This is a genomic window from Kitasatospora sp. NPDC127067 (genome assembly GCF_042724755.1).
In the GTDB taxonomy this organism is placed as follows: Bacteria; Actinomycetota; Actinomycetes; order Streptomycetales; family Streptomycetaceae; genus Kitasatospora; species Kitasatospora lactacystinica.
Genome location: NZ_JBHXEM010000003.1, coordinates 1 through 26008, shown reverse-complemented (window position 1 = coordinate 26008; position 26008 = coordinate 1). Strand labels below are relative to the sequence as shown.

The 26008-nt window shown below is 74.0% G+C and carries 25 protein-coding genes; 8 read left to right on the top strand and 17 right to left on the bottom strand.

Annotated elements, in window-relative coordinates; genetic code table 11:
• Positions 1–66: 66 nt before the first annotated feature.
• The 3 genes from ACFWJ4_RS02010 to ACFWJ4_RS02000 form a co-directional block, all read right to left on the bottom strand.
• Positions 67–864, bottom strand: coding sequence for a hypothetical protein (locus ACFWJ4_RS02010; protein ID WP_380538313.1), 798 nt, complete (start codon positions 862–864; stop codon positions 67–69).
• A 194-nt stretch (positions 865–1058) separates the two neighbouring features.
• A complete protein-coding gene (locus ACFWJ4_RS02005) occupies positions 1059–2117 on the bottom strand; it encodes a fatty acid desaturase family protein (RefSeq protein ID WP_380538311.1) in 1059 nt (352 codons plus the stop codon).
• Positions 2118–2317: 200 nt separating this feature from the next.
• Entirely contained in the window at positions 2318–2923 is a 606-nt protein-coding gene (locus ACFWJ4_RS02000; RefSeq protein WP_380538309.1) for a TetR/AcrR family transcriptional regulator, read from the bottom strand.
• A 69-nt stretch (positions 2924–2992) separates the two neighbouring features.
• Here ACFWJ4_RS02000 and ACFWJ4_RS01995 point away from each other — a divergent pair, with 69 nt between their 5' ends.
• Entirely contained in the window at positions 2993–3865 is an 873-nt protein-coding gene (locus ACFWJ4_RS01995) for an alpha/beta fold hydrolase (RefSeq protein WP_380538307.1), read from the top strand.
• A 34-nt stretch (positions 3866–3899) separates the two neighbouring features.
• Here the strand turns inward: ACFWJ4_RS01995 and ACFWJ4_RS01990 are convergent, their stop codons facing one another.
• On the bottom strand, positions 3900–4553 hold the full coding sequence (locus tag ACFWJ4_RS01990) for a TetR/AcrR family transcriptional regulator (RefSeq protein ID WP_380538305.1): 654 nt from the start codon (positions 4551–4553) through the stop codon (positions 3900–3902).
• A gap of 105 nt (positions 4554–4658) precedes the next feature.
• Positions 4659–5432 (bottom strand): SDR family NAD(P)-dependent oxidoreductase, encoded by a 774-nt coding sequence (locus tag ACFWJ4_RS01985; protein WP_380538303.1) that lies wholly within the window; start codon positions 5430–5432, stop codon positions 4659–4661.
• Positions 5433–5564: 132 nt separating this feature from the next.
• Between ACFWJ4_RS01985 and ACFWJ4_RS01980 the strand changes: the two genes are divergently transcribed.
• The gene (locus tag ACFWJ4_RS01980) at positions 5565–6200 is read left to right on the top strand and encodes an NAD(P)-binding oxidoreductase (RefSeq protein ID WP_359905805.1); all 636 of its coding nucleotides are present in this window, start codon (positions 5565–5567) and stop codon (positions 6198–6200) included.
• Between the two features lie 128 nt (positions 6201–6328).
• Here ACFWJ4_RS01980 and ACFWJ4_RS01975 read toward each other — a convergent pair whose 3' ends face one another.
• Positions 6329–7252 carry a hypothetical protein gene (locus tag ACFWJ4_RS01975; protein WP_380538301.1) on the bottom strand — a complete coding sequence of 308 codons (924 nt, stop codon included), beginning with the start codon at positions 7250–7252 and terminating at the stop codon, positions 6329–6331.
• Between the two features lie 170 nt (positions 7253–7422).
• Here ACFWJ4_RS01975 and ACFWJ4_RS01970 point away from each other — a divergent pair, with 170 nt between their 5' ends.
• A complete protein-coding gene (locus ACFWJ4_RS01970; protein WP_380538299.1) occupies positions 7423–9924 on the top strand; it encodes a helicase-associated domain-containing protein in 2502 nt (833 codons plus the stop codon).
• A 10-nt stretch (positions 9925–9934) separates the two neighbouring features.
• Here ACFWJ4_RS01970 and ACFWJ4_RS01965 read toward each other — a convergent pair whose 3' ends face one another.
• On the bottom strand, positions 9935–10189 hold the full coding sequence (locus ACFWJ4_RS01965) for a hypothetical protein (protein ID WP_049652328.1): 255 nt from the start codon (positions 10187–10189) through the stop codon (positions 9935–9937).
• 107 nt (positions 10190–10296) lie between these two features.
• Here ACFWJ4_RS01965 and ACFWJ4_RS01960 point away from each other — a divergent pair, with 107 nt between their 5' ends.
• Together ACFWJ4_RS01960 and ACFWJ4_RS01955 are read left to right on the top strand one after the other, a co-directional pair.
• Positions 10297–10701, top strand: a complete 405-nt coding sequence (locus ACFWJ4_RS01960; RefSeq protein ID WP_359905814.1) for a hypothetical protein — start codon at positions 10297–10299, stop codon at positions 10699–10701.
• Positions 10702–10797: 96 nt separating this feature from the next.
• Complete coding sequence (locus ACFWJ4_RS01955) at positions 10798–12435, top strand: DNA repair helicase XPB (RefSeq protein ID WP_380538296.1); 1638 nt, start codon at positions 10798–10800, stop codon at positions 12433–12435.
• Positions 12436–12477: 42 nt separating this feature from the next.
• Here the strand turns inward: ACFWJ4_RS01955 and ACFWJ4_RS01950 are convergent, their stop codons facing one another.
• A complete protein-coding gene (locus tag ACFWJ4_RS01950) occupies positions 12478–12639 on the bottom strand; it encodes a hypothetical protein (RefSeq protein ID WP_359905820.1) in 162 nt (53 codons plus the stop codon).
• A gap of 357 nt (positions 12640–12996) precedes the next feature.
• On the opposite strand from ACFWJ4_RS01950, the gene ACFWJ4_RS01945 reads away from it, so the two are divergent.
• Complete coding sequence (locus tag ACFWJ4_RS01945) at positions 12997–15048, top strand: HelD family protein (RefSeq protein WP_380538294.1); 2052 nt, start codon at positions 12997–12999, stop codon at positions 15046–15048.
• Positions 15049–15195: 147 nt separating this feature from the next.
• Here ACFWJ4_RS01945 and ACFWJ4_RS01940 read toward each other — a convergent pair whose 3' ends face one another.
• From ACFWJ4_RS01940 to ACFWJ4_RS01930, 3 genes are all read right to left on the bottom strand, one after another.
• Complete coding sequence (locus ACFWJ4_RS01940) at positions 15196–15882, bottom strand: copper homeostasis protein CutC (protein ID WP_380538292.1); 687 nt, start codon at positions 15880–15882, stop codon at positions 15196–15198.
• Positions 15883–15970: 88 nt separating this feature from the next.
• Entirely contained in the window at positions 15971–16951 is a 981-nt protein-coding gene (locus tag ACFWJ4_RS01935; protein ID WP_380538290.1) for a hypothetical protein, read from the bottom strand.
• Positions 16948–17331 carry a PadR family transcriptional regulator gene (locus ACFWJ4_RS01930; protein WP_380349060.1) on the bottom strand — a complete coding sequence of 128 codons (384 nt, stop codon included), beginning with the start codon at positions 17329–17331 and terminating at the stop codon, positions 16948–16950. The genes ACFWJ4_RS01935 and ACFWJ4_RS01930 overlap by 4 nt, the downstream gene beginning before the upstream one ends.
• Before the next feature lie 66 nt (positions 17332–17397).
• On the opposite strand from ACFWJ4_RS01930, the gene ACFWJ4_RS01925 reads away from it, so the two are divergent.
• Positions 17398–18117 carry a hypothetical protein gene (locus ACFWJ4_RS01925; protein WP_380538288.1) on the top strand — a complete coding sequence of 240 codons (720 nt, stop codon included), beginning with the start codon at positions 17398–17400 and terminating at the stop codon, positions 18115–18117.
• 6 nt (positions 18118–18123) lie between these two features.
• Here ACFWJ4_RS01925 and ACFWJ4_RS01920 read toward each other — a convergent pair whose 3' ends face one another.
• From ACFWJ4_RS01920 to tdh, 6 genes are all read right to left on the bottom strand, one after another.
• Entirely contained in the window at positions 18124–18297 is a 174-nt protein-coding gene (locus ACFWJ4_RS01920) for a hypothetical protein (RefSeq protein WP_380538286.1), read from the bottom strand.
• A gap of 21 nt (positions 18298–18318) precedes the next feature.
• Positions 18319–18675: a hypothetical protein gene (locus ACFWJ4_RS01915; protein WP_359905840.1), complete on the bottom strand. Its 357-nt coding sequence runs from the start codon at positions 18673–18675 to the stop codon at positions 18319–18321.
• A gap of 129 nt (positions 18676–18804) precedes the next feature.
• Positions 18805–20427: a chaperonin GroEL gene (gene groL, locus ACFWJ4_RS01910; protein ID WP_359905842.1), complete on the bottom strand. Its 1623-nt coding sequence runs from the start codon at positions 20425–20427 to the stop codon at positions 18805–18807.
• Between the two features lie 321 nt (positions 20428–20748).
• On the bottom strand, positions 20749–20952 hold the full coding sequence (locus ACFWJ4_RS01905) for a cold-shock protein (protein ID WP_030289665.1): 204 nt from the start codon (positions 20950–20952) through the stop codon (positions 20749–20751).
• A gap of 642 nt (positions 20953–21594) precedes the next feature.
• Complete coding sequence (locus tag ACFWJ4_RS01900) at positions 21595–22788, bottom strand: glycine C-acetyltransferase (protein ID WP_380538284.1); 1194 nt, start codon at positions 22786–22788, stop codon at positions 21595–21597.
• A 52-nt stretch (positions 22789–22840) separates the two neighbouring features.
• The gene (gene tdh / locus ACFWJ4_RS01895; protein WP_380538282.1) at positions 22841–23869 is read right to left on the bottom strand and encodes an L-threonine 3-dehydrogenase; all 1029 of its coding nucleotides are present in this window, start codon (positions 23867–23869) and stop codon (positions 22841–22843) included.
• Positions 23870–24470: 601 nt separating this feature from the next.
• On the opposite strand from tdh, the gene ACFWJ4_RS01890 reads away from it, so the two are divergent.
• A complete protein-coding gene (locus tag ACFWJ4_RS01890) occupies positions 24471–25778 on the top strand; it encodes a serine hydrolase domain-containing protein (RefSeq protein WP_380538280.1) in 1308 nt (435 codons plus the stop codon).
• Positions 25779–26008 lie beyond the last annotated feature (230 nt).

Sequence of the window (26008 nt, the reverse complement as noted above, 5' to 3'; positions counted from 1 at the left end):
GCCCGGCAGGGCCCGAGGCACGGGCCCGGCAGGCCCGGGACAGAACCGGCCGCGGCCGGCCGGCCCCTACCCGGCCTCGTGCTGCGCGTACCTGGTCGTGAAGCCCAGGACCGCCACGTACCGGCCCTCGGCCGCCTTCGTGACCTCGCTCGGCCGCACGGGCTGCCAGGCCAGGTACTCGGACCGCTGCCCCTCGTCGTTCCGGTAGCGCCGGCTTCCGTACTTCTCGTACCAGTAGTCCTCACCGGAGGTCAGGAGTTCGGGGCCGGGCGGCCGGGTGACGTTCACGGCCAGTTCCGTCCGCACCGCCTCGCCCGTCGCCAGCGCGAACTCCACGGACGGGGCGATCGGCCTGGCCGCCGCCTCCGCCGCCTCCTCCGGGGTCGGGTCGGCGGGCGGCTGGTGGTCGTACTCGTCGGCCGCGACCAGACTGTTCCACCTCTGCGAGCTGCGCCAGCCCTGGCCGTCCAGGTACCGGTCCAGATCGGCCAGCCGGGAGCGGACGTCACCCCCGTCGAAGGCCAGGTAGACGTTCACGGTCCGCTCGCAGGCCACCGGCAGCCACGTACCCCGGCTGAACAGATCACCGCGGTAGTCGGTGCGGCACACGTCGACCGTCGACCTCCCCAACCCCTGCGCCCACGGCAGCAGTTCGGGCAGCCGGTCGATCCGGTCGGCCATCCGCTCCTCGGCCGCCCGGCGGGCCTCCCCGGTCACCTGGGCCTGTGCGATCCCCGGGACGTCCGGAGGGGCCGGGATGGCCGTGGCGCGGTAGAGCCGCCACCCCGCCCAGCCGCCGAACACGACCGCCGTCCCCAGGACCGCGATCATCACCCACCGCAGCCAGAACCGAACCACATCCACCTCCGGCCTCCGCCCACCCCGCTCGGGCATCGTACGGGCGCGAACGCGCAACCGTACGGGCGGTGCCGCAGGACGGCCGGTCCGTACGGGACGTCGGCCGGTCCGAGCTCCCGCGCGGGACAGCGGCGTTCACGCCCTCCCGCCCCTCCCGCCGCGGCGGAGGCGACCGCCGGCCGCCGCGGCGGAGGTGACGGTCACCCGTCGGAGCGGAGCGGCTCGCCGGCCCGGTGCAGGTGGGCGAAGATCTCCCGGTAGGAGCGGAACAGGCCGGTCTCGCAGTACGGGACGTCCTTCTCGGCGCAGAACTCCCGGGTGATCCGGGCGGCCCGCCCCAGCGCCGGGGTCGGCATGCTGGGGAACAGGTGGTGCTCCACCTGGTAGTTGAGGCCGCCCATCAGCGAGTCGATGAGCACCCCGCCGCGGACGTTGCGCGAGGTGAGCACCTGGCGGCGCAGGAAGTCGAGCTTCATCCCGGGCGTCACCATCAGCATGCCCTTGTGGTTCGGGGCGAAGACGCACCCCAGGTAGACCCCGAGCAGCGCCTGGTGGACGGCCAGGAAGGCGACCGCCTTGCCGGCCGGGAGCGCGGCGAACACCAGGCCGAAGTAGCCGGCGAAGTGGACCACCAGCAGCACGCCCTCCAGCACCGGGCGCTTCATGACGGGGCTGCGCAGCGCGCGGAAGCTGTTGAAGCTGAGGTTGAGGCCCTCCAGCAGGAGCAGCGGGACGAACAGGTACGCCTGCCGGCGGCCGATGAACCGGGCGAGGCCGCTCGCCTGCCGGGCCTGCCGCTTGGACCACACCAGGAGCTCGGGTGCGACGTCCGGGTCCCGTTCCTCGTGGTTCGGGTTGGCGTGGTGGCGGGTGTGCTTGTTCATCCACCAGCCGTAGCTCATGCCCATCAGCAGGTTGGCGGCGATCCGGCCGCCGATCTCGCTCGGCAGCCGCCGGTCGAAGACCTGGCGGTGCGCCAGGTCGTGGGAGAGCAGGCCGATCTGGGCGAAGACGACGGACATCGCCGCCGCCAGGCCGAGCTGCCACCAGGTGTCGCCCAGCGCGAACAGGGCGTACCAGCCGCCGAGGAAGGCGGCGAGCACCAGGCCCGCGCGGACGGCGTAGTAGCCGGGGCGCCGGTCGAGCAGGCCCTCGGCGGCTATCCGGCGGGTCAGCTGGGCGAAGTCGCTGCCGCCGCTCCCCGGCCGGGGAGTGGGGGCTTCGGGCGCTTCGGTCGTCATCACGGGCTGCGCGGGCATGCCCCGAGTCTGGCGGTGGCCGGCCCACCCGCAGAACGGGGAAAGCACCCGTCCCGTACGGGTGTTAACCCCCGTGCCGCGAGGGGTGCCGGCCCGCCGCCGGGATCGGCGGGGAGGCGATTCGGCGGGGAGGCGATTCGGCAGGGCGGGGAGGCGGCGGGGCGAGGAACCGGCCGCGGCGGGGATCGGCGGGCGTGCCCTCAGCCGGCTTCCGGCCGGCCGAACAGCTCGTCCAGGTGGTACGCGAGGACCGCGAGCGCCTGCTCACCGGTGCGCTGGCCGCCCAGGACGCTGGAGCCGAGTCCGTTGACCATCGCCAGCAGCCCGGCCGCGACCGTGTCGACGTCCCGCTCCGGCCCGATCTCCCCGGCCTGCTGCGCCGCGCGCAGCTGCTTGGCGAGGAAGCCCTCCAGCACGACCGGCGGCTGCGCGGCCTGCTTCTCCAGCACCTCGGGGTCGCCGAGGACCAGCGTGTAGTACGCCGCGTACGTCCTGGTGATCCGGCGGCTCTCGGCGTCCGTCGGCAGGATGCAGGACAGGACCGCCGTCACCACCTCCCGGGGCGCGCGCGCCGGGCCGATCCACTGCTCCATCCGGGCCTGGAGCTGGGTGCCGAGCCTGGCCAGGGCGTCCAGGAGCAGGCCCTCCTTGGTCGTGAAGTAGTACTGCACGAGTCGCAGGGAGACGCCGGCCTCCGTCGCGACCGCCCGCATGCTGGCGGACTGCAGGCCCTGGGTGTCGGCGATGCGCAGCAGGGCCTCGGCGATCTGCCGGCGGCGTTCCTCGTGGTCGACCTTCGCGGTCATGTTCCGGCCTCCGTACGTCCGACCCATTCTCCTGGTACACCCGTATCATGCATGTGATACACATGTACCATGCGAATCAGCGAGTTCAGGAACGGCAAGGCCGAAGCCCGCTTCCGCACCGCCTACGAGCGCGCGCTGACCGAACTGCGGCCCCGGCCGTGGACGCCGCTCGACGTCCCCACCGGCTACGGCACCACCCGCGTCTACCGCACCGGTCCCGCCGAAGGACGGCCGATCGTGCTGCTGCCCGGCTCCGGCGGCAACGCGCTGATGTGGCACGGCTACCTCGACACCCTCGCCGCACAGCACACCGTGATCGCCGTGGACACCGTCGGCGAACCGGGCGCCAGCGTGCAGAGCGCCCCCATCGCGGACGGCCGCGACGCCGCCGCCTGGCTGGAGGACCTGCTCACCGCCCTCGACCTGCCCACCGCCCACCTGGTCGGCTGCTCCTACGGCGGCTGGATCGCCCTCAACCACCAGATCCACCACCCCGGCCGGACCGCCGGACTCACCCTGGTCGACACGGCGGGCCTGGCCGACCTGGACCGCCGCTTCTACACCTGGATGATCCTCGGCGGCCTCGCCGCCATGGCGCCGCGACCGCTGCGCCCCAGGCTGGCCCGAATGGTCGGCAACAGCGCCGTCCTGGAGACCGAACTGATGGCCCTGGTCCGCGCCTCGATGGGCTTCCGCCGCCGGCTGCCCCCGGCCGCCACCCTCACCGACGAGGAACTCGGCCGACTCACCGCCCCCGCCCTCTTCCTCCTCGGCGAACGCAGCGCCCTGCACGACTCCCGGGCCGTCGCCGACCGCCTGCACCGGCTGGTGCCCGCCGCCCGGGTCGAGATCGTCCCCGGCGCAGGACACTCGCTGCCCACCGACGACCCGGCGGCGGTCACCGCCGGGATCCTCGGCATGGCCGCGCGGCAGGCCGGCTGACCGGGACGGCCGCCGACGGGCGGCCCCGGCGCCGCTACGGCCGGTCCACCGGCCCACCGAGCGCGGCGCGGACCAGACGGATGACGGCCGGGGTCGCGGCGGTCGGACCACCACCACCGCCGTCCGGCCTGCCCGCCGTCCCCGTCTCCGCTCCCGTCTCCGCCTCCGCCTCCGCCTCCGCCTCCAACGCGTCGTAGGTCTCGAAGGCGGTGAGGACGAAGAGCAGGCTCGCCGCGTCCGGCGGGGCGGCGGGCAGCCGGCCGGCCAGGACGGCGGCACCCTCGCGGCGGCGGGCGTCGCGGTCGGCGATGACCCGGCCCACCTCCTCGTCGAGCGCGGCGAGGGCCCGCAGCCGCCGGGTGCAGACCCGGTCGACCGCCCAGAAGCCGCCCATCACCTCGACGAAGCGGTCCACCGCCGCCCAGGGGTCGGCCAGGGTGAAGGCCTCGGCGAGCCCGGCCATGCCGCCCTGCGCGGCGAGGGCGTCGCAGACCGCCTCCAGCAGGCCCGCCTTGGAGCCGAACTGGTAGTAGACGGTCGCCCGGGCGACGTCCGCGCGGCGGGCGACGGCGTCCAGCGAGACCCCTCCGGTCTCGGCCAGGTGCGCGCGGGCGGCCGCGACGATCCGGGCGCGGGTCTCGTCGACCTCCGCCTGCCGCTGTCCCATCCGGTAGGACCGGGGGCTCATCCCGCTCGCCTCCACTCGTTCCGCTCGTCCGCGTGAACTGGCAGTATCGCCGATCGGTTCACCCGGGCGGGGCCGTCCCGGCGCCCGCCGGGACGGCCCGGCCGCTCAGAGCATGACCCGCCCGCCGCTGACGTCCAGGGTCTGCCCGGTGATCCAGGAGGACGCGTCCGAGCCCAGGAAGAGCACGGCCGAGGCGATGTCCACCGGCTCGCCGAGGCGGCCCAGCGGGTGCGCGGCGGCGACCGCGGCCTGCACCTCGGGCGGCATCTGCGCCGCCGTCCGCTCGGTACGGACGGCACCCGGCGCGACGGCGTTGACCCGCACGCCCTCACCGGCGACCTCCAGGGCGAGGTGCCGGGTGAACATCAGCACGCCCGCCTTGGCCGTGGCGTAGGCGGCGGAGGCGCCGCTGGGCAGCCGGCCCGCCGTGGAGGCCATGGTGACGATCGAACCGCTGCCGCGGGCCAGCAGGCCGGGCAGGAAGGCCTGGACGGTGAGGAAGGTGGCGGTGAGGTTGCCGTCCAGCACGGCCCGCCAGTGCTCCTCGGTCTCGCGGACGGTCGGCACCGGGTAGCCGTCGCCGCCGGCGAAGGCGGCCAGGACGTCGACCGGGCCGAGATCCTGCTCGATCCGGGCGGCGGCGGAGCCGAGCGCCGTCGCGTCCGTGCAGTCGGCGACCAGCCCGAGCGCCCGGGCGCCCTCCGCCCGCAGCTCCCCGGCCACCTCCTTCAGCGCCGCCTCGTCGCGGCCGAGGACGGCGACGGCCGCACCCTGCCGGGCGAAGGCGCGGGCGGTCTCCGCACCGATGCCGCGGCTGCCGCCGGCGATCACGACCACCCGGCCGGCCAGATCGGGGTACCGAGCCTGCAGAACTCCCATGTCCCATCGCTCCTTTGGACTTGCACTCGCGGTGTGCTGTGGTTCACTTGGTTTCATTCATACAGTCCGTCTGAATGAATGACAAGCACCGACCCCGGACCGTCCGAGTCCCGGAATCCTGAGGAGGAACCGATGAGGATCGCAGTCGTGGGCGCCACCGGACGCACCGGCCGCCTGGTGGTCGACCTCGCGCTGGCGGCCGGACACACCGTCACCGCCGTCGCCCGCGACCCCGCCCGGCTACCGGCGCACACGCACGGCAGCGCGCTCACCGCGCGGGCCGACGTCGGCGAACCCGGCTCCCTGCACGGCCCGTTGAACGGCCAGGACGCCGTCGTCGCCACCCTCGGCAGCACCGGCCGCGGGGCCACCACCGTCTTCTCCGACGGCGCCCGGGAGCTGACCGCGGCGGTCCGGGACGGCGGCGTCCGGCACCTCGTGACGATGAGCTCGGCGGGCCTGGACACCAGCCGGCTCCCGTTCGCCCAGCGGGTCGTGAGCAGGCTGGTGGTCGACCGGCTGTACCGGGAGATCCATCACGACCTCGCCCGGATGGAGGCGGTGCTCGCCGGCTCCGACACCGCCTGGACGGTCGTCCGGGTGCCGATGCTCAAGGACGGACCGCCGTCCGTGGGCCCGCAGATCTCCTACGACCGGCCGCTTCCCCGCGCCGGCACCGCCACCCGCGCCACCGTCGCGCACTGGATCGTCGGCCACCTCGGCGACCCGGCGACCTTCCACCGCCTCGTCCACCTCGCCGACGACTGACGCCCGGCCCGCCGCGGCGGGCCGGGCGTCACCCGAGCCGTGAGCGCACGAGCCGTGAGCGCCCGAACCATGGAGCCGCCGAGCCGCGAACGGCCGTCACCCGGCGGCCGCCGCCGACCGCCCCCGGCTCAGCCCTGCTGCGGCGGGCGGCGGCGCATGGTGAGCAGCAGCAGGACCACCGCCGACAGCACCGCGGCCAGCCGCAGCACGTCCGGGGCCGACGACCAGCTGATCTGGCCCAGCGGCGAGCCCGACTGGAGGCCACCGCCCTGCCCCCCGGCCTGCTTGGCCTGCCGCATGGAGTAGAGGGTGGTCGCGCTCATCGTGGCCAACGGAATGCCCAGGATCACGAACTTGCGCATCAGGTCGGAGATCTGGCGGGACAGGTAGCCGAGGCCCCAGCCGGCCAGCATGGCCGGGAAGAAACCGGAGACCGCGCCGCCGACCAGCAGGCCGCAGGAGAGCAGGATCAGCGGGGAGGGCTTGCGGGCGGGCGCGTCCTTCTGCGCCTCCTGGCCCTTGCCCTTCGCCTTCCCCTTCGCTTTGCCCACGGCCTTCCCCGCCGGGGCCTCGGGCGGCGCGGGAGGAGCGGCGGGAGCCGGCTTGAACAAGCCCCTGCGCGGCTTCTTCCTCAGGTCCGCGGCAGGCACCGCCGGCTCCGGCGCGGGCTCGGCCTCCTCCCCGGTGCGCTGCTCGGGGATGGGCTTCGGCGCGGGCCGCGGCCCGTCCGAGAAGTCGAAGAGGGTCATCGTCCACGGGCCGGTGCTCGACACCGTGGGCGGCGGGATCGTGTGTGCCCGCGCCTCGGCGGTGGCCAGGTCCGGCGGGTCCAGCGGTACGGACGGGATGCCGGCCGCGCTCGGCGCCGGCGGGTCGTACACGCTGTCGGGGTCGAAGTCCGGCACGGGCCCCGGGGCGGGGACGGGAGCGGAGGAGGGGGCGGACGGAGCCTCCGCGGCGCCGCCGGAACCGGAGCCCGCGTCGGCCTCCGGGCCGCCGCCCGAGCGCTCGCTCCACGGCCCGCTCTTGCGCCACCACTCGCCGTCCGTCATCACCGACCACCCCGCCTCGCCCGTACCGGCCGCCCACCGAACCGCCCTCGGCGTGACGCTACCCACCCCGCCCCCGCCCGCGCGAGTCCGTCCGCGGGTCCGCGGTGCGCCGCGGGTGCGGCAGGACGAGGGACACCCCGTCGTCCCCGCGCCCGACTAACCTAGGTCGAATGACCACACAGCAGGGCCCTCAACGCCGGAGCAGGTCCGCCACCGGCCCGCGCACCCTCGCCGAGGAACTGCGCGCCCGTCCGGACGACGCGCTCGCCGCCCTGCTCCGCTCCCGCCCCGACCTGCTGAACCCCGTCCCCGGCGACCTCACCCAGCTGTCCGCCCGGCTCTCCTCGCGCGCCTCCGCGCTGCGCGCCCTGGAGCGGCTCGACCGCTTCACCCTCCAGGTCGCCGAGGCGCTGGCCACCGCCCCGGACGGCACCTCGCTGAGCACCGTCCGCACCCTGCTGACCGGCCCGGCGAAGGTCAAGCCGCACCCCGGCGCGACCCCGCTCACCCCCGCCGACCGGTCCGCCGTCGCCACCGCCCTGCCGCGCGCGATCGCCACCCTGCGCGACCGGGCGCTGCTCTGGGGCCCGGACAACGGGCTGCGGCTGGTCCTCGCCGTCCGCGAGGCGCTCGCCCCGACCACCGGCAACCCGGGCCGCACCGGCCTCGGCCCCACCCTCGCCGACGCCACCATCGGCATGTCCCCGGCCCGGCTGCAGCAGCTGCTCGCCTCCGCCGGGCAGCCCGCCACCCCGGACCCGGTCAGCGCCGTCGCCGCGCTCACCGCACTGCTCACCGACCGCACCCGCTGCGCGGCGCTGCTCGACACCGCGCCCGAGGCCGCGCGGCGGCTGCTGGAACGGCTGGTCTGGGGCCCGCCCACCGGCACCGTCCCGGACGCCGCCCGCCCGGTCACCGCCGAGGACGCCCAGAGCCCGGTCGAGTGGCTGCTCGCCCGCGGTCTGCTGCTGCCCAACAGCCCCGGCAGCGTCGTGCTGCCCCGCGAACTCGCCCTGCACCTGCGCGGCGGCCGCACCCACCGCACCGTCGAGCCGGTGCAGCCCGAGCCCGCGCCCGCCGCCGCCCCGCGCGACCCCGGGGCCGTGGACGGCGCCGCGGCCGGCCAGGCGCACACCGCGGTCAAGACCGTCGAGGAACTGCTGGACGGCTGGGGCCTCACCCCGCCGTTGACCCTGCGCGCCGGCGGCCTCGGCGTGCGCGACCTCAAGCGCACCGCCCAGGCCCTGGAGAGCACCGAGCGGCAGACCGCCTTCTGGCTCGAACTCGCCTACACCGCGGGGCTGCTGGCCCCCGACGGCGAGGTGGACGAACGCTGGGCCCCCACCCCGGGGTACGACACCTGGCTGCACCTGGACACCGCCGAGCGCTGGTCCGTACTGGCCTCCGCCTGGCTCGCCGCCACCCGCGTCCCCGCCCTCACCGGCACCGCGGACGGCCGGGGCAAGCCGCGCGCCGCCCTCGGCCCCGAACTCGACCGCACCCTCGCCCCCTCCGTCCGCCGCGCCGCCCTCGCCCTGCTCGCCGAACTCCCGCCGGGCACCCCGGCCACCGCCGAGGAACTGCTGCCCACCCTGCGCTGGCAGCGCCCGCTGCGCGGCGGCCCCACCGGCCCGGACGGCCGCGAACTGCGCGACGAGCTCACCGCCTGGACCCTCGACGAGGCCGAACTCCTCGGCATCACCGGCCGCGGCGCCCTGGCCGCCCCCGCCCGCGCCCTGCTCACCGCCGAGTCCGACCCGGCCGAGGTGCTCGCCCCGCTGCTCCCCCAGCCGCTGGACCACGTGATCCTCCAGCCGGACCTCACCGCGATCGCCCCCGGCCCGCTGCTCACCCCGCTCGCCCAGGCCCTCGCCCTGTGCGCCGACATCGAGTCCAAGGGCGGCGCCACCGTCTACCGCTTCACCCCGGGCTCGGTGCGCCGCGCCCTCGACGCCGGCCGCACCGCCACCGACCTGCGGTCCTTCCTGGAGCAGCACAGCCGCACGCCCGTCCCGCAGCCGCTCGCCTACCTGATCGACGACGTCGCCCGCCGGCACGGCGTCCTGCGGGTCGGCGCCGCCTCCTCCTACCTGCGGTGCGACGACCCGTCCCTGCTCGGCGAGGTGCTCGCCGACCGCCGCTCCGCCGACCTGCGGCTGCGGCTGCTCGCGCCCACCGTCCTCGCCTCCCAGGCCGCCCCGGACGTGCTGCTCGCGACCCTGCGCACCATGGGCTACGCCCCGGCCGCCGAATCCGCCGAGGGCGACGTGCTGATCACCCGCCCGGACAGCCACCGCACCCCGCCCCGGACGGCCCCCGTGCCCGTCCCCGACGGCCCGCCCGCGCCCGACGACACCCTGCTCGCGGCCGCCATCAAGGCCATCCGGGCCGGCGACCGCGCGGCCACCGCCACCCGCCGCGACCCCGCCTCCGACCCGCGCCGGCTCCCCCGCACCGCCGCCGCCGAGACCCTGGCCGCCCTGCAGACGGCCGTCCTGCTCGGCGAGCGCATGTGGATCGGCTACCTCAACGCCGAGGGCATCGCCAGCCAGCGCATCATCGACCCGGTCAAGGTCGAAGGCGGCTTCGTCACCGCCTTCGACCACCACGCCGACGAACTCCGCACCTTCGCCCTGCACCGCATCACCGGCGTCGCGGAACTCGACGAGTGAGTCCGGGGCCTCAGTGCCCCTGCTGCGCCTCCTTCATCTTGTCCTGGACGGCCTTGTCCGCCAGGCTGCCGATCTGCCCCTGCCCGACCGGCATCGAGCCCCCGGTGACGGTGTCCGCCAGCAGGAACCCGGGCGCCGCGAGCAGGCCGCCGGGCCCCTCGCCGATGCCCGCGAGGGCGTGGGCCGAACCGGCCGAGGAGGCGGTGGCCGCGAAGGCCGAGCCCATCAGGGCGAGGGCGGTGAGAACACGCTTCGACTTCTTCATGGCCGACTCAACGAGCGAGTACGCACCGTGGTCACTCGAAGTAATTGACGGGCCGGTCCCATCGGCGTAGTCCGGAAGCAGGGGATTCCGACAAGGAGGCACCCACCATGCTCGGCGAATTGATCGGTGAGATCCAGGCCGAGGAGACCGGCCGACGCGTCCTCTCCGCCGGAGACGGGCACCCGGTCGTCGAGGTGTCCATCAAGGGCACCGGCAGCTACTACGGCACCGCCGTCAGCACCATCGCCACCTACGAATCCGAACTGCGCTCCGACGGCTCCCTGTTCGGCGAGGGCCAGGGCGTCGACATGACCGCCGACGGCCAGGGCGTCGGCTGGCACGGCAGCGGCATCGGCCACTTCACCGACGGCGGAGGCACCAGCTTCCGCGGCGCGATCTTCTTCTCCACCGCCTCGCCCGCCCTGGAACGCCTCAACGGCGTCGTCGGCGTCTTCGAGTTCGAGACGGACGCCGGAGGCAAGATCACCGGCAAGTTCTACGAGTGGAAGTAGCCGCCCGGAACCGGCCCGCCCACGCTCCCGGCGGAATGCGCGACACTGGAGGGTCTGCGTCAATCCACCCTGTCAGCCAGTGGAGGGCTTCCCCGCGTGAACGACGGACCGCTCATCGTCCAGAGCGACAAAACTCTTCTCCTGGAGATCGATCACCCCAGGGCCGGCGACTGCCGTCGCGCCATCGCGCCGTTCGCCGAGTTGGAGCGGGCGCCCGAGCACGTGCACACGTACCGGGTGACGCCGCTCGGCCTGTGGAACGCGCGGGCGGCCGGGCACGACGCCGAGCAGGTGGTGGACGCCCTGGTGACGTACTCGCGCTACCCGGTGCCGCACGCGCTGCTGGTGGACGTGGCGGACACCATGGGCCGGTACGGCCGCCTCCAGCTGCTCAAGCACCCGACCCACGGGCTGGTGCTCACCACCACCGACCGGCCGGTGCTGGAGGAGGTGCTGCGCTCGAAGAAGATCGTCCCGCTGGTCGGCGCCCGGGTCGACCCCGACACCGTGGTGGTGCACCCCTCCGAGCGCGGGCAGATCAAGCAGGTGCTGCTCAAACTCGGCTGGCCCGCCGAGGACTTCGCCGGCTACGTGGACGGCGAGGCGCACCCGATCGACCTGGACGAGGACGGCTGGCAGCTGCGCCCGTACCAGGCGCAGGCCGTCGAGGGCTTCTGGCACGGCGGCTCGGGCGTGGTCGTGCTGCCCTGCGGCGCCGGCAAGACGCTGGTCGGCGCGGCCGCGATGGCGCACGCCAAGTCGACCACGCTGATCCTGGTCACCAACACCGTCTCGGCCCGCCAGTGGAAGCACGAGCTGGTCAAGCGCACCTCGCTCACCGAGGACGAGATCGGCGAGTACAGCGGGACGAAGAAGGAGATCCGCCCGGTCACCATCGCCACCTACCAGGTGATGACGACCAAGCGGAAGGGCGTCTACGCCCACCTGGAGCTGTTCGACGCCCGCAACTGGGGCCTGGTCGTCTACGACGAGGTGCACCTGCTGCCCGCGCCGGTGTTCAAGTTCACCGCCGACCTCCAGGCCCGCCGCCGGCTCGGCCTGACCGCCACGCTGGTGCGCGAGGACGGCCGCGAGGGCGACGTGTTCAGCCTGATCGGCCCCAAGCGCTTCGACGCGCCGTGGAAGGAGATCGAGGCCCAGGGCTACATCGCGCCCGCCAACTGCTGCGAGGTGCGGGTCACCCTGACCGACTCCGAGCGGCTCGCCTACGCGACCGCCGAGCCGGAGGAGCGCTACCGCTTCTGCGCCACCACGGCGACCAAGCGGCGGGTGGTGGAGGCGTTGGTCAGGAAGCACGAGAAGGACCAGACGCTGATCATCGGCCAGTACATCGACCAGCTGGACGAGCTCGGCGAGGCCCTGGACGCCCCGGTGATCAAGGGCGAGACCAGCAACGCCCAGCGCGAGAAGCTCTTCGACGCCTTCCGGAACAAGGAGATCGGCGTCCTGGTGGTCTCCAAGGTCGCGAACTTCTCGATCGACCTGCCCGAGGCCACCGTGGCCATCCAGGTCTCCGGGACCTTCGGCTCCCGCCAGGAGGAGGCCCAGCGCCTCGGCCGGGTGCTGCGCCCGAAGGCGGACGGCCACGCGGCGCACTTCTACTCGGTGGTCGCCCGCGACACCGTGGACCAGGACTTCGCCGCCCACCGGCAGCGCTTCCTGGCCGAGCAGGGCTACGCGTACCGGATCATCGACGCGGACGACGTGCTGTAGGACTGCTGTCCGGCACCGGTTCCGTACCGGACACCGTCGCGTTCAGTACCGGACACCGTCGCGCCCGAGGAAGATCACGCGCGCGGCGGTGTCCAGGGCGATGCCGACGTTGCGCACGACGGTGCTCAGCGGATTGCGGTGACGCCCGGAGACGGCGGTGGCGCCGGCCGGGCCGGATCGGGGGATGCGGTTCGTGGTGCTCATGTCTTCAACGGTAGGCACCCGGACGGCCGACGGCATCACTCCAAAGGCCGTATCCGCAGGTGCACGGGTCGTCCTGCCGGTGTACGGCGGCCCCGACGCCCCGCAGGGAGGAACCCCGAGACCCCGCAGGGGAGGAACCCCGAGACCCCGCGGGGCCGACCCCGGGAGCAACCGGGCTGGAACCGCCGGGCGGACGGGTCTAGGATCGTCCGTCTGCCCCCTCCCGAACCGTGGTACCTGCTGAAGTCCCGCAGGCAGCCGGGGGAGGTGCCGACCGCACGGCAACCGGTCGGCGTGCCCACCGTGAGCTCCTACGATCCGCTGCGCCCGCCACCGGGGCAGCCGGGAAGGTTCGCTGTGCCCGCCACCCCCATCACCGACCCCCTCCAGCGCGAACGCGACCACCTGGCCGCGTCCCGGGCCGCGCTGCGCGCCATGCGCGAGGACGTCGAGTCGCTCGACATCCGCGACGTGACCGGCACCTGGGTCACCGCCCTCGTGCTCCAGAACCAGATCGAGGCCAGGATCGCCGCACTGGCCGACCTCTCGCACACCCCGCTGTTCTTCGGCCGCCTCGACTACCTCCACGCGATCAGCGAGGAACTGAGCGAGGGCGGAGGCGGGGAGAACTTCTACATCGGCCGCCGGCACGTCCACGACGCCGACGGCGACCCGATGGTGATCGACTGGCGCGCGCCGGTCTCCCAGCCGTTCTACCGGGCCAGCCGCACCGCGCCGATGGACGTCGAGCGCCGCCGCCGCTTCGGCTACACCGGCGGCGAGCTCACCGCCTACGAGGACGAGCACCTCAGCGATCCGGCCGAGGACGACACCGCCTCCGCCCTGCTGGCCGCCGAGATCGAGAAGCCCCGCGTCGGCCCGATGCGCGACATCGTCGCCACCATCCAGCCGGAGCAGGACGAGATCGTCCGCTCCGACATCACGGGCACCATCTGCGTCCAGGGGGCGCCCGGCACCGGGAAGACCGCCGTCGGCCTGCACCGCGTCGCCTACCTGCTGTACGCGCACCGCGAGCGCCTCGCCCGTACCGGCACCCTGGTGATCGGGCCGAACAACGCCTTCCTGTCCTACATCGAGCAGGTGCTCCCGGCCCTCGGCGAGCTGGACGTCGCCCAGGCCACCGTGCAGCAGCTGGTCGGGCACGTCGAGGTGAGGGGCGAGGACGACCCGCAGGCGGCCCGGCTGAAGGGCGACGCCCGGATGGCCGAGGTGCTGCGCCGGGCGGTGCGCTCGGGCATCACCCTGCCCACCGAGCCCTGCGTGGTGGTCCGCGGTTCCCGCCGCTGGCGCGTGCCGGTGTACGAACTGGCCGAGATCATCGAGGAGTTGAAGGGCCGTGAGGTCCGTTACGGCGCGGCGCGGGACGCCCTTCCGCAGCGCATCGCGCACGCCGTGCTGCTGAAGATGGAGCAGGGCGGCGAGGCCCCGGACGACCGGGTGCAGGACGCGGTGGCCCGCAACAGCGCAGTCAAGGCGGTGGTCAAGGAGTGCTGGCCGGCCGTGGATCCGGCGAAGGTCGTCCTGCGGCTGCTCTCCGAGCCGGAGTTCCTGGCCGCGTGCGCCGAGGGCCTGCTGACGCCGGAGGAGCAGCAGGCGGTGCTCCGGCCCAAGCCCGACCGCTCGGTGCGGACCGCCCGCTGGACGGCGGCCGACGCCGTCCTGGTGGACGAGGCGACCGACCTGGTGCAGCGCACCCCCTCGCTGGGGCACGTGGTGCTGGACGAGGCCCAGGACCTCTCCCCGATGCAGTACCGCGCGGTGGGCCGGCGCTGCACCACCGGTTCGGCGACCGTCCTCGGCGACCTCGCCCAGGGCACCACCCCGTGGGCGACGGCGAGCTGGCCGGAGGCGCTGCGCCACCTGGGCAAGCCGGAGGCGCACATCGAGGAGCTGACCAAGGGCTTCCGGGTGCCGGAGGAGGTCATCGCGTACGCCTCCCGGCTGCTCCCGGCGATCGCCCCCGGCCTGGCCCCGGCCTCCTCGGTCCGTGAGGCCCCGGGCTCGCTGACGATCCGCCGGGTAGCCGACGAGGACACCACGGAGGCGGTCCTGGCGGCCTGCCGGGAGGCGCTGGGGCACGAGGGCTCGACCGGCCTGATCGCCGCCGACGCCAGCATCCCGCGGCTCGCCGAGGCGCTGACCGCCGCGGGCCTGCCGCACCTCTCCCCCGGCGCCGAGACCAGCGCGGAGGCCCGGCTCACCCTCGTCCCGGCCTCGCTGGCCAAGGGCCTGGAGTACGACTACGTGGTGCTGGACGAGCCGGCCGCGGTGATCGCCGGGGAGCCGGACGAGCGGACCGGCCTGCGGCGGCTGTACGTGGCGCTGACCCGTGCCGTCTCCGGGCTGACGGTGCTGCACGGCGAGCCGCTGCCGGAGCAGCTGCGGTAGCGCGCGAAAGGGCCGGACCGGGGACCGGCCCTTTCGCCCGGTGGCCGCCCGCGGCCGGCCACCGCGGGCGCTCGGCACGGGCTCCCGACGCGGACTCCCGGCGCGGTGCTCGGCACGGGCGCGCGGTACGGCGCCCGCCGCGGGCGCTCAGGCGTCGATCAGCGCCCGCCACTCGGCGACCTTGGCCGCGTCCACCGGCGTCCGCCAGCCGTCGACCCGCACCGCGCCGCCGACGTGGAAGGCGTCGAAGCCCTCCGCCCGCAGTTCCTTCAGGTGTTCGGCCCGCAGGCCGCCGCCGATCAGGATCCGCTGCCGGTACCCGGGCTCGCCGGCCCGGGCCAGCTCGGCCGACAGCACCTCGCGTCCGGCGTCCACCCCGGCGGCCGCGCCGGAGGTGAGGAAGGTGTCCAGGCCGGGCAGCCCGCCGACGGCGGCCCGCAGGGCGGCCCGGTCGGCGCTGTGGTCGATGGCCCGGTGGAAGGTCCAGCGGCAGCCGGCGATCGCCCCGGCGACGGCCGTGGTGGCGGCCAGGTCGACGGCGCCGTCGGCGTCGAGGAAGCCGAGGACGAACTCCTCGGCCCCCTCGGCCCGCAGCGCGGCGGCCCGGGCGCACAGCCCGTCCACGTCGCCGGGGGCGAAGCCGTCCCGGATCCGCAGCATGACCCGCAGCGGGATGCCGACGGCGGCCCGGATCCGGCCGAAGTCCTCGACGGACGGGGTGAGCCCGTCGGCGGCCATGTCGGTGACCAGTTCGAGCCGGTCGGCGCCGCCCGACTCGGCGGCCTGGGCGTCCTGGGGCGTCAGCGCGATGACTTCGAAAATTGGTCTAGACATATTCGACAGCCTGCCACATCCGTCCGCCCCCGGAAACTCCGAGGAGGCCGTTCCGGTCACCCGGAAACGGCCTCCCCGCTCCTCCCGGTCAGGCCGGCCCCTGGACCGCCCCGACCGCCTCCCGCCGCCCGAACCGGTGCACCGCCACCGCCACCAGCAGCAGCACGGCCACCGTCGGCGCCACCACCGGGAGCAGGTGCGACACCCCGCGGGACTCGCGCCAGATGTTGAACAGACAGCCGGGGCCGGTCAGCACCAGCACCGCCGCCCCCACCGCCGCCGGCGCCATCCGCCCGCGCAGCCCGGCGAGGGTCAGCAGCACCGGCACGATCAGCATCACCACGACCCACCCCAGGTCCAGCGGGAAGTTGGTGTCGTCCCAGTTCTGGGCCGCCTCCAGCAGTGCGCCCACCGCCACCGAGGCCAGCACCAGGCCGCCCGTGCGCCAGGTCGCCCGGGGCAGCAGGTCGGTCGGCGCCGCGACCAGCAGCAGCGCGGCCCCGACGAACGGCAGCGTGGCCATCCCGATGTAGCCGCTCCACCACAGGTCGAAGCGGGGGTACAGCGCGGCGTCCGCCAGGTCGTGCCACACGGCACCCCCCAGCTCGTACAGCGCCGACGCGCCCAGGATCAGCGCGCTGCCCCGCACCGCCGCCCACCGTCCCAGGAGGGCCGCCACCACCAGCAGCGCGGCGGCCACCGGCGGGCAGAACATGGCGAACCGGGTCCCGAACGAGTCGTCCCAGGCGAACCGGTTGGCGACCCGGTCCGCCGTGGTCAGCCAGGCCGCCAACGCCGCCCCGGCCACCGCCCCGGCGAGCATCGGCGCGAGCAGCGCCAGCAACCGCCCGGCCGGCGAGGCCCCGGTCAGTCCGAGCCGCACCCGCAGCCCGTACACCGCCAGGCCGAGGACCTCCCGGGCGACCGCCAGCCGGCCGCCGGCCGCGGTCGTGTCGGCGAACACCTCGGCCAGTTCCTCGCCGCGCTCGCGGCGGTACCGCTCCGGGTAGAGCTGGAGCGCGGCCCGCAGCACCGCCGAGGGCGCCGCGCCGATCGCCGGCGTGCTCATGAGAGGCCTCCCCCCGCCGCGGGCCGCCCCTGCGACCCGGCCTTGCCCGGCAGCATCGACCGGATCCTGCTGAGCCGGCGCTCGGCCTCGGTGGCCACCGCCCGCAGCCGCTCCGCCTCGGCGGCCAGCGCGTCCCGGCCGGCCCCGGTCAGCGCGTAGCTGCGCCGGGCGCGGCCGTCCACCACCTCCTCGGCGGCGACCTCGATCAGGCCCTGGCCCAGCAGCCGGTCGAGCGCCCCGTAGAGCGTGCCGGTGCGCATCCTGACCCGGCCGTCGGAGATCGCGGCGATCTCCTGGATGAGCGCGTAGCCGTGCCGCGGGGCGTCGGCCAGCGCGGTGAGCAGCAGCAGCGTGGGCTCCTGCATGGAGCGTTCAGTCATACGACTACATATATCGTCAACCTACCTATAGGTCCAGCGCCCGGCCGGGCCGCCACAATGGTCGCCATGCCGACCACCGCGCACGACCCGTCCGCCGCCGGGCACCGACCGTCCACCCCCGGGCACCGGCCGCTCGGCGAAGGCCCGCTCACCGAAGGCCCGCTCGGCGAAGGCCTGCTCGCCGCCTGGACCGCCCTGCTGCACCGCTGCGGGGCCGCCGTCGAGCCCGAACCGTACGGCCGGGAGCTGCTGCGCCGCTGGTCGGAGCCGCAGCGCCGCTACCACACCGTCACCCACCTGCACGCCGTGCTGGAACACGTCGACGAGCTGGCCGGGCACGCCGACGACCCGGAGGCCGTCCGGCTCGCGGCCTGGTTCCACGACGCCGTCTACCGCCCCGACCGCACCGAGAACGAGGAGCGCAGCGCCGCCCTGGCCGTCCGCGCGCTGACCGCCGCCGGACTGCCCGCCGAGCGGGTCGCCGAGGTCGAGCGCCTGGTGCTGCTCACCGTCGGCCACGACCCGGCGCCCGGCGACCGCAACGGCGAGGTGCTCTGCGACGCGGACCTCGCCGTCCTCGGCGGCAGCCCCGAGGCGTACGCGGCGTACGCGGCCGCCGTCCGCGAGGAGTACGGCTTCGTCCCCGCGCCGGACTTCTCGGCCGGCCGGGCCGCCGTCCTGCGCCACCTGCTCGCCCTGCCCGCGCTCTACCGCACCCCCGCCGCCCGCGAGCGCTTCACGGCCGCCGCGCGGACCAATCTGACGGCCGAACTCGGCGCCCTCTGACGCCCGTCAGCCCCGCCGCGCGAGCACCCGGTCCGCGGCGGCCATTCCCGCCAGCACCGCGGGCAGGCGACCCACCACGGCCCACCACGCGTCCTGGCCGGCCCCCGACAGCTCCACCGCGGCCCACCACAGCCCGAGCCCGCAGCACCCGCCCACCGCACCCCACACCCAGCGCCTCATGCCGCCACCGTACGCACGGGTCTACGCGAGCTTCCCCACGGGTGCCACCACCGCGCCCTGCTTGCCGCACACCCAGTGCGGGTCCGGCCCCAGCTCGGGCTCCACGCCGAGGGCGTGCGGGTCCCCGTCGGCCGCGCAGTCGGCGCACAGCGGCCAGCGCCCGTACGCCTCCAGCAGCGCGTCCTGGACGTCCTGGGCGACCAGCCCGAGCACGTACTCGGTGCCGTCCGGCCACTGCTCCAGCCACCAGCGGCGGTGCGTCACGGCCTGCTCCACCAGCGAGACGACGGCGGCGTCCGCCACGTCCCGCGCGGTGAGGTCGGCCAGGATCAGTGCCCGCGCGTTGTGCAGGGCGGTCTCGATGTCGTCAGCAGCCATCCGTCCATTCTCCGTCGACACGTCCGGAACGCCGAAACGCCCGGAACGCCGAAACGCCGTGTGGGCGGCCCCCCGAAGGGAACCGCCCACACGGACGAGGTCCAACCGATCCGATCGAAGCGATCAGGATCAGAAGTCCATGTCACCGCCCGGCATGCCGCCGCCGGCGGCCGCGGCGGCCTTCTCCGGCTTGTCGGCGATGACGGCCTCGGTGGTGAGGAACAGCGCCGCGATGGAGGCGGCGTTCTGCAGCGCGGAGCGGGTGACCTTGGCCGGGTCGATGATGCCCTCGGCGATCAGGTCGACGTAGGTGTTGGTGGCCGCGTTCAGGCCGTGACCGGCGGGGAGGTTGCGCACCTTCTCCACCACGACGCCACCCTCCAGGCCGGCGTTGGTCGCGATCTGCTTGATCGGGGCCTCCAGCGCGACCTTGACGATGTTGGCACCGGTGGCCTCGTCGCCGTCCAGCTCCAGCTTGTCGAAGGCGACACCGGCCTGCAGCAGGGCGACGCCACCACCGGCGACGATGCCCTCCTCGACGGCGGCCTTGGCGTTGCGGACGGCGTCCTCGATGCGGTGCTTGCGCTCCTTGAGCTCCACCTCGGTGGCCGCGCCGGCCTTGATGACGGCCACGCCGCCGGCCAGCTTGGCGAGGCGCTCCTGGAGCTTCTCGCGGTCGTAGTCCGAGTCGCTGTTCTCGATCTCGGCGCGGATCTGGTTGACGCGGCCCGCGACCTGCTCGCTGTCGCCGCCACCGTCGACGATGGTGGTCTCGTCCTTGGTGATGACCACCTTGCGGGCGGTGCCCAGCAGGTCGATGCCGGCGTTCTCCAGCTTGAGGCCGACCTCCTCGGAGATGACGGTGCCACCGGTGAGGATGGCGATGTCGCCGAGCATGGCCTTGCGGCGGTCACCGAAGCCCGGGGCCTTGACGGCGACGGACTTGAAGGTGCCACGGATCTTGTTCACGACCAGGGTCGACAGGGCCTCGCCCTCGACGTCCTCGGCGATGATGACCAGCGGCTTGCCGCTCTGCATGACCTTCTCCAGCAGCGGGAGCAGGTCCTTGACCGAGCCGATCTTGGAGTTGGCGATGAGGATGTACGGGTCCTCGAACGTCGCCTCCATGCGCTCCAGGTCGGTGGCGAAGTAGGCGGAGATGTAGCCCTTGTCGAAGCGCATGCCCTCGGTGAGCTCAAGCTCCAGACCGAAGGTGTTGCTCTCCTCGACGGTGATGACGCCTTCCTTGCCGACCTTGTCCATGGCCTCGGCGATCAGCTCGCCGATCTGGGTGTCGGCGGCCGAGATGGAGGCGGTGGAGGCGATCTGCTCCTTGGTCTCCACGTCCTTGGCCTGGGCCAGCAGCTGGTCCGAGACGGCGGCGACGGCCTTCTCGATGCCGCGCTTCAGGGCCATCGGGTTGGCGCCGGCGGCGACGTTGCGCAGACCCTCGCGAACCAGGGCCTGGGCGAGCACGGTAGCGGTGGTGGTGCCGTCACCCGCGACGTCGTCCGTCTTCTTGGCGACCTCCTTGACGAGCTCCGCACCGATCTTCTCGTACGGGTCCTCGAGCTCGATCTCCTTGGCGATGGAGACACCGTCGTTGGTGATCGTGGGGGCGCCCCACTTCTTCTCCAGCACGACGTTGCGGCCCTTGGGGCCGAGCGTGACCTTCACCGCGTCGGCGAGCTGGTTCATGCCACGCTCAAGGCCGCGGCGAGCTTCCTCATCAAAGGCGATGATCTTGGCCATCAGAAGTGGTCCTCCGGGACACGGTCGACTGCTCGGACCAAGGGGTGCCCGCGACGGACGGCCCTGGTGCGCGGAGGTCCATTCCCTCCGCTCCCGGGGGCCTCACCGACCCGGTCCGCTGTCACTCTCACACTGTGAGTGCTAACGCCAATGATTAGCACTCCGGGTGGGCGAGTGCAAGCCCAATCGGCAATCCGCGAGCCGCCGCCGGGGCCGCCCGGGAACGCCGACGGGCCCGTGCGACACGAGTCGCACGGGCCCGTCGAGAAGCGAGAGGTCACCAGCCGCAGGGCCGCGCCGAGCTCCTGGGGTCGGAAGGGGTCAGACCGCGGCGCGGACCATGTCCGCCTGCGGGCCCTTCTGTCCCTGAGAGATCTCGAACTCGACCCGCTGGCCCTCCTCGAGGGTGCGGTAGCCGTCCATCTGGATCGCGCTGTAGTGGACGAAGACGTCCGCACCACCGTCGACCGCGATGAAGCCGTAGCCCTTCTCCGCGTTGAACCACTTGACGGTGCCCTGAGCCATTCCGAACTCCCCTAGTGCTGTGCTGGCCCTTCACGCGCCCGCAGGTCGCGGGCCCGGGTTGGTTGAAGGCCGGCCCGGGGAACCCCCCCTGGGCGCAGCCGTGCACGCCGCAACCCTCCGTGCAGGACGCCAGGCGGCTTCCGGCGAGCGGGTGATTGCGTCGACCGCCGCTGAATGTATCCGGATCGACGCCCTCTGCAACAGGGCCAACCACCGGTAATTCCGCCTCGATGTCAAGGGACAGGACGGGCCGAATCGGAATAATCTCGGCATTTCACGCCGGACATAGCGGACGAATTACTCAAATGTCCGCGGGAATTCTGACATCCGCCTGACATGTTTCACGGGCCGGTCCCGCCGGCCGGACGCCCCCGGGCCGAGCACTGCGGGGGCCGAAAGGGAAACCCTGTTCCCAACCGAGCCACACTCTACTCCGACTCGACCGGGAAATATTCCGGCCGGAATGCCAGCGGGGGGGCCCGCCCCACGGGCACCCGCAAACCGGAAGCGCGGGGCCCGCCGGGGGGGGGGGCGGGGGGCGGTGGGGGGGGGGCGCCGCTGCGCCCCCGCCGCGCGGCGGTTGTGAGCCCGTGGGCCGGTCCGGTTCCGAGCGGTCCGGCCCACGGGCAGCCTGGGTGGAGGTCAGCCCTCCAGGGCGGCGCGCGCGTCCACGAAGGCCGCCACGGCGCGCTCGACGTCCTCGGTGGAGTGCGCCGCGGACAGCTGCACCCGGATCCGGGCCTGGCCGTGCGGCACCACCGGGTAGGAGAAGCCGATCACGTACACGCCGCGCTCCAGCAGCAGCTCGGCGAGCCGGCCGGCCTCGGCCGCGTCGCCGATCATCACCGGGGCGATCGGGTGGTCGCCGGGCAGGATCTCGAACCCGGCCTCGGTCATCTTCGTCCGGAACAGCGCGGTGTTGGCCGCGAGCCGCTCGCGCAGCTCGTTGGACTTCTCGACCAGGTCGAGCACCTTGAGCGAGGCGGCCGCGATCACCGGGGCCAGCGAGTTGGAGAACAGGTACGGGCGGGAGCGCTGGCGCAGCAGGGCGACGATCTCCCGGCGGGCGGCCACGTAGCCGCCGGAGGCACCGCCGAGCGCCTTGCCGAGGGTGCCGGTGATGATGTCCACGCGGTCCATCACGCCGTGCAGCTCCGGGGTGCCCCGGCCGCCCGCGCCGACGAAGCCGACGGCGTGCGAGTCGTCCACCATGACCATGGCGTCGTAGCGGTCGGCCAGGTCGCAGATCTCGCGCAGCGGGGCGACGTAGCCGTCCATCGAGAACACGCCGTCGGTGACGATCAGGCGGCGGCGGGCGTCCTGGGTGTCCTGGAGCTGCTTCTCCAGGTCGGCCAGGTCACGGTTGGCGTAGCGGTGGCGGCGGGCCTTGCTGAGCCGGATGCCGTCGATGATGCTGGCGTGGTTCAGCGCGTCGGAGATGACGGCGTCGCGGTCGTCCAGCAGGGTCTCGAAGACACCGCCGTTGGCGTCGAAGCAGGAGGAGTAGAGGATCGTGTCCTCCTGGCCGAGGAAGGCCGAGAGGCGGTCCTCCAGCTCCTTGTGGACGTCCTGGGTGCCGCAGATGAAGCGGACCGAGGCCATTCCGTAGCCCCAGCGGTCCAGGGCGTCCTTGGCCGCGGCGAGCACCTCGGGGTGGTCGGCCAGGCCGAGGTAGTTGTTGGCACAGAAGTTCAGCACCTCGCCCGGGCGGCCGCCGCCGGTCACGGTGACGGCGGCGCTCTGCGGGCTTCCGATCACCCGCTCGGGCTTGAACAGGCCGGCCTCGCGGATCTCGTCCAGGGTGGCGGCGACGTCGGCACGCACGTTGTCGAACACTGCGGTCTCCTAAGCAGTTCGGCGGGAGCAGTTCGGCGGGGCTGGGGCGGGCTCAGGCGGTCCAGTCGAGGATGATCTTGCCGCAGTTGCCGCCCGCGGCGTCGTCGAAGGCGGCCTCGAAGTCGGTGGCGGCGTAGCGGCCGGTGATCACCGGGCTGAGGTCCAGGCCGCCCTCCAGCAGCACGGACATCGCGTACCAGGTCTCGAACATCTCGCGGCCGTAGATGCCCTTGATGGTGATCATCGACGTGACGATCGAGGCCCAGTCCACCGGGAACTGCTCGGCGGGCAGGCCGAGCATGGCGATCTTCCCGCCGTGGGTCATGTTGGCGATCATCGACTGCATCGCCTCGGGACGGCCGGACATCTCCAGGCCGACGTCGAAGCCCTCGCGCAGGCCCAGCTTCTGCTGGCCCTCCTCGATGGTGTGCTCGGAGACGTCGAGCGCCAGCGTCACACCGACCCGGCGGGCCAGGTCGAGGCGGTACGGGGAGACGTCGGTGATCATCACGTTGCGGGCGCCGGCGTGCTTGGCCACGGCGGCGGCCATGATGCCGATCGGGCCGGCGCCGGTGACCAGCACGTCCTCGCCGACCAGCGGGAAGGACAGCGCGGTGTGCACGGCGTTGCCGAACGGGTCGAAGATCGCGGCCACGTCCAGGTCGACCGGCACCCGGTGCACCCAGACGTTGGAGGCGGGCAGGGCCACGTACTCGGCGAAGGCGCCGTCACGGTTGACGCCCAGGCCGACGGTGTTGCGGCACAGGTGGCGGCGGCCGGCCAGGCAGTTGCGGCACTTGCCGCAGACCAGGTGGCCCTCGCCGCTGACCAGGTCGCCGACCGCGATGTCCGCGACGCCGGCGCCGAGCTCGGCGACCTCGCCGACGAACTCGTGGCCCAGCACCAGCGGGGTCCTGATGGTCTGCTGGGCCCAGCCGTCCCACTTGCGGATGTGCAGGTCGGTGCCGCAGATGCCGGTCCGCAGCACCTTGATCAGCACCTCGCCGGGGCCGATCTCGGGCTTCGGGACATCGATCATCCAGAGGCCGGGCTCGGCCTGCTGCTTGACGAGTGCCTTCACGGCAACGGCTCCTGACGTGCGCGGGGACGGCCTTCGGGGGTCGGGCAGGCCGAGGGGCCCGGTTCGGCCGTTCCTGACGGTCGCACTCCGGGCAGGCAGAAATCTGCCTGGTCGGATGGGGTGCGGTCCATCGAGGAATTCTTAAGGGCGGCCACAGCTGGGCTGAACGATCGTGCCCGAGCAGCGGCCGACGGCGGGTGCGGCATGCCGGTGCTCACCCGTCCGGCCGAGCGCGGGGCGGCCGCCGCGACACCGTCCGACGGGACGCCGGCCGGGGTTGCGCGATGCCGCCGCGGGTGGGTGGCACGGGCCGCCAGCCGGACGCGGCACCCGGCTGAGCGCACTCCCGTTCGGTCCAGCCGGGCCTCGACCCGCGCGCGCCCGCACGGCGGCGGTGCTTACGGTGGCGACGCTCCCCCGCGGCCCCGTGGAGCAGCGCCCCGGCCTGCCCGGGCAGCGCTCCGGGGCCCTTCGCCAAGGGGCCGTCCGCCCCAGAGAGGCGTCTGCGCCGATGACCGACACCCGACGGCCCCGACCGGCCGTTCCCCGCTCCGTGCGGGTCCCCTGCTCTCCGCGCCCGGCCGTTCCGCGGTCCGTACGGGTGGCCTCCGCCGCCCTCGCGCTGAGCGGCCTGCTCGCCGTCCCCGCCTGCTCCGGGGACGCCGGGCCCGCGCGGCAGGCCGGTCCGGCCGTCACCGCCGAACCGGCCGCGCTCAGCCCGACCGCCACGGCGACCGGCAGCCCCACCAGCGCGGTGGTGCCGCTCACCCCGGACGTCACGAGCCGTCTGGACGACGCGATCAAGCAGGTGATGAGCGAGGTCTCCATCCCCGGGGTGATCGTCGGCTACACCACCCCCGACGGCAGCTACCAGCGCACCTTCGGCGTCGCCGACAAGAATTCCGGGACGCCGATGTCGCCCAACCTGTACATGCGGATCGGCAGCGTGTCCAAGACCTTCACCGCCACCGGCGTCCTGCGGCTGGTGGACCAGGGCAAGGTGGGCCTGGACGACCCGATCTCCAAGTACGTCCCGAACGTGCCCGGCGGTGACGGCATCACCCTGCGCGAGCTCGGCGAGATGCGCAGCGGCCTGTTCAACTACACCCTGGACTCCGGCTTCCAGCAGGCGTTCCTCGGCGACCCCAACCAGCCGTTCACGCCGGACCAGCTGCTCGCGTACGCGTTCAAGCACCCGGCGAACTTCGCGCCGAACGCCCAGTTCGAGTACTCCAACACCAACCTGATCCTGCTCGGCCTGGTGGTCGAGAAGGTCGGCGGGCAGCCGCTCCAGGACTTCCTGAACCAGCAGGTGTTCACCCCGGCCGGGCTCTCCAAGACCAGCCTGCCGACCGACGCGGCCTTCCCGGACCCGCACGCCCACGGCTACACCAACCAGACGGCCAGCGGCGCGGTCGAGGACGCCACCACCTGGAACCCGTCCTGGGGCTGGGCGGCCGGCGCCGTCATCTCCAGCCTCACCGACCTTCAGACCTGGTCGAAGGTGCTGGCCACCGGCGAGCCGCTGCTCAAGCCCGCCACCCAGGCGGAGCGGCTGAAGTTCGTGCCGGTCGGGCCGACCCCCGACCTCGGCTACGGCTTCGGGGTGTTCACCACCCACGGGTGGATCGGCCACAACGGCTCGCTGCCCGGGTACGAGAGCGTGGTGATCTACCTGCCGCAGGCCAAGGCCAGCCTGGCCATCCTCCTCAACACCGACATCCTGCACGACGGTTCGGAACCCTCGACGTTCCTGGCGCGGGCGATCACCCAGATCGTCTCGCCGAACAACGTCTACACGCTGCCCACCCCGCCCGGCTCGGCCTCCCCGACGGCCTCCCCCTCCCCCTCGCCCACGGGCTCGCCGACGGCCTCGCCCACCGGCGCCGCCACGCTGTACATCTCCTGAACCGCACCCGCACCCGCACCCGCACTCGCGGGAGGGGCCCGCCCCGGCCCCCGGGGGGGGGCCGCCCCCCCGTACGGGGGCGGGGCGGGGGGGCGCCCCCCCGGGCGTTGTGGGGGGGGGGGGCCGCCGGGGGTCGGGGCCCCCTGGGGGCCCGGGGGGGGGGGGGGGGGGGGGCTGCGCTACGGGGTGCTGGTGGGGGAGGGGCTCGCGCTCGGCAGGCCCTGGACGAG